The 2460-nt window shown below is 76.6% G+C and carries 3 protein-coding genes; all 3 read left to right on the top strand.

Going from position 1 to position 2460, the window contains the following annotated elements:
* Nucleotides 1-314 (top strand): putative sulfate exporter family transporter (locus tag ICW40_RS14300; protein ID WP_221654693.1); only part of this gene is annotated, 314 nt, incomplete at its 5' end.
* A gap of 159 nt (nucleotides 315-473) precedes the next feature.
* The gene (locus tag ICW40_RS14295) at nucleotides 474-1673 is read left to right on the top strand and encodes an exonuclease SbcCD subunit D (protein WP_221654692.1); all 1200 of its coding nucleotides are present in this window, start codon (nucleotides 474-476) and stop codon (nucleotides 1671-1673) included.
* The coding region (locus tag ICW40_RS14290) for an AAA family ATPase (RefSeq protein WP_221654691.1) at nucleotides 1673-2460 on the top strand (788 nt) is incomplete at its 3' end. The genes ICW40_RS14295 and ICW40_RS14290, both read left to right, overlap by 1 nt.

Raw genomic sequence — 2460 nt, 5'->3', positions numbered from 1 at the left:
ACAGGGCCGGTGCGGCGCAGGACGCCCGCGTCGAGGCACCGCCGCGTGCGCGCCGGCCGCCGCTCGTGCCGCTCTTCGTCGTCGGCTTCCTGGCCGCGGTCGCGCTGCGCTCGGTGGGCGTGGTGCCCGACGTCGCGCTCGACGTCGCCTCATGGGTCACGACGGCGCTGCTCACGGCCGCGATGGTGGGTCTCGGCGCGGGCGTGGACCTGCGCCGGCTCGTGCGGACGGGCGGCCGCGCGGCGGCGCTCGGCGCAGCGTCGACCGTCGTCGCCGCGACGGTCTCGGGCGTGCTCGTGGTCGCGCTCGGCTGAGCGCGCCGCCCCCTGGCGAGGCCGAGCTGTCCGCGGGGGCGCCGAGCGACGACCCGTGCCTCCTGGAGATGCGGGTGCGGAGCCGAGGTGGTCGGCGGGTCCGGCGACTCGCCCGGCCGGTGCCGGGTCGTGTCGGTGGGTCGGGTTAGCGTCCGCGTCATGCGGATCCTGCACACGAGCGACTGGCACCTCGGTCGCACGCTGCACGGGGTGGACCTGCTCGGTCACCAGGCCGAGTACCTGGACCACCTCGTCGAGCTCGTGCGCGCCGAGGGCGTCGGTGCGGTCGTCGTGTCGGGTGACGTGTACGACCGGGCGATCCCGCCGGTCGAGGCCGTCCAGCTGCTCGCCGACGCGCTCGCGCGCCTGAGCGAGCACGCAGCCGTGGTCGTCACGCCCGGCAACCACGACTCCGCGATCCGGCTCGGCTTCGGCGCGACCCTCATGCGGCCCGGCGTGCACCTGCGTGCGCGCGTGGCCGACGTCGGCCGCCCGGTGGAGGTGGCCGCCGAGGGCGGCCCCGTCCTCGTCTACGCGCTGCCGTACCTCGACCCCGACGCCGTCCGCCGCACCCTCGCCGACGACGACGCCCCGGACCTCGGCGGCGACGGCCTGCTGCCGCGCTCGCACGAGGCCGTCACGGCCGCCGCGATGCGGCGCGTCCGCGCCGACCTCGCCGCCCGCGCGGGCGGGGAGCGTCCGCGCAGCGTCGTCATGGCGCACGCCTTCGTGGTCGGCGGGGAGGCGTCGGCGTCCGAGCGGGACATCCGCGTCGGCGGCGTCGACAGCGTGCCGGCGGGCGTGCTCCGCGGCGTCGACTACGTGGCCCTCGGCCACCTGCACGGGCCGCAGCGGATCGGCGTCGAGCCGGATGCGGACGGTCGCGCCCCGGTGCTCCAGTACTCGGGCTCGCCGCTCGCGTACTCGTTCTCCGAGATGCACCAGCGCAAGGCCTCGGTGCTGGTCGACCTCTCGGGCGCCGAGGTGGGCGTCGAGCTGGTGCCCGCACCGGTGCCGCGGCGGCTCGCGGAGGTGACGGGCACGCTCGAGGACCTGCTCGGTGCCGGTGGGGACGCCCACGTGGCGGACTGGGTCCGCGTGGTCGTCACCGACCCCGCACGTCCCACCGAGCTGTACGCCCGCGTGCGTGAGCGCTTCCCGCACGCGCTGGCGGTCGAGCACCGGCCCGTCGCCGCGGCGGAGCGCCGGACGCTCGCGGCCGTGACCGCCGCGCGTGACCCGCTCGAGGTCGCGGCGGAGTTCGTCGAGCACGTCACGGGCGGGCGGCCGTCCGCGGAGGAGCGCGCGGTGCTGCTGCGCGCCTACGAGGACGTGCTCGCGGCGGAGCGGAGCGCCTGATGCACCTGCACACGCTGACGCTCCAGGCCCTGGGGCCGTTCCCGGGCCGGCACACCATCGACTTCGGCTCGCTCGGCGCGAGCGGCATCTTCCTGCTCGAGGGGCCGACGGGCGCGGGCAAGTCGACGATCATCGACGCGATCGTCTTCGCGCTCTACGGCAAGGTCGCCTCGAAGGAGGCGACCGAGGAGCGGCTGCGCTCGGCGCACGCGGCACCGGGCGACGAGACGGTCGTCGACCTCGTGCTCGAGACGGGCGCCGGGGTGTACCGCGTGCGCCGCACGCCGGCCTACCAGCGACCCAAGCAGCGGGGCTCCGGGACCACGACGCAGCAGGCGACCGTCAAGCTGTGGCGCCTCGCGGACCCGGGCCGGCCTGACGACGGCGAGCTGGTCTCCACGCGGCTCGACGAGGCCGGGCTCGAGCTGCAGCGTGCGATCGGGCTCGACCGCACGCAGTTCGTCCAGACCGTGGTGCTGCCGCAGGGCGAGTTCGCCGGCTTCCTCCGTGCCAACCCCGAGGACCGGCGCGGGCTCCTGCAGAAGGTCTTCGGCACCGAGGTCTACGACCGGCTGCAGCAGCGGCTCGAGAAGATGCGCGCCGAGACGGGGCGCGCGCTCGAGGAGGCCGGTGCGGCCGTCGGGCGGGCGGTCGACCACTTCGTCGGTGCCGCGGCGGTCGCGTCCGACGAGGCGGCGACGCTGCGCGGTCTCGCGACGCGCGTGGACGGCGGCACGGACCTGCTCGCCGCCGCCCGGACGTGGACGGCCGGTCGGGAGCGCGAGGC

The sequence above is a fragment of the Actinotalea ferrariae genome, assembly GCF_019733465.1.
GTDB lineage: Bacteria > Actinomycetota > Actinomycetes > Actinomycetales > Cellulomonadaceae > Actinotalea > Actinotalea ferrariae_A.
The sequence above is the reverse complement of the archived record's forward strand: the minus strand, read 5'-3'. Positions and strand labels throughout refer to the sequence as shown.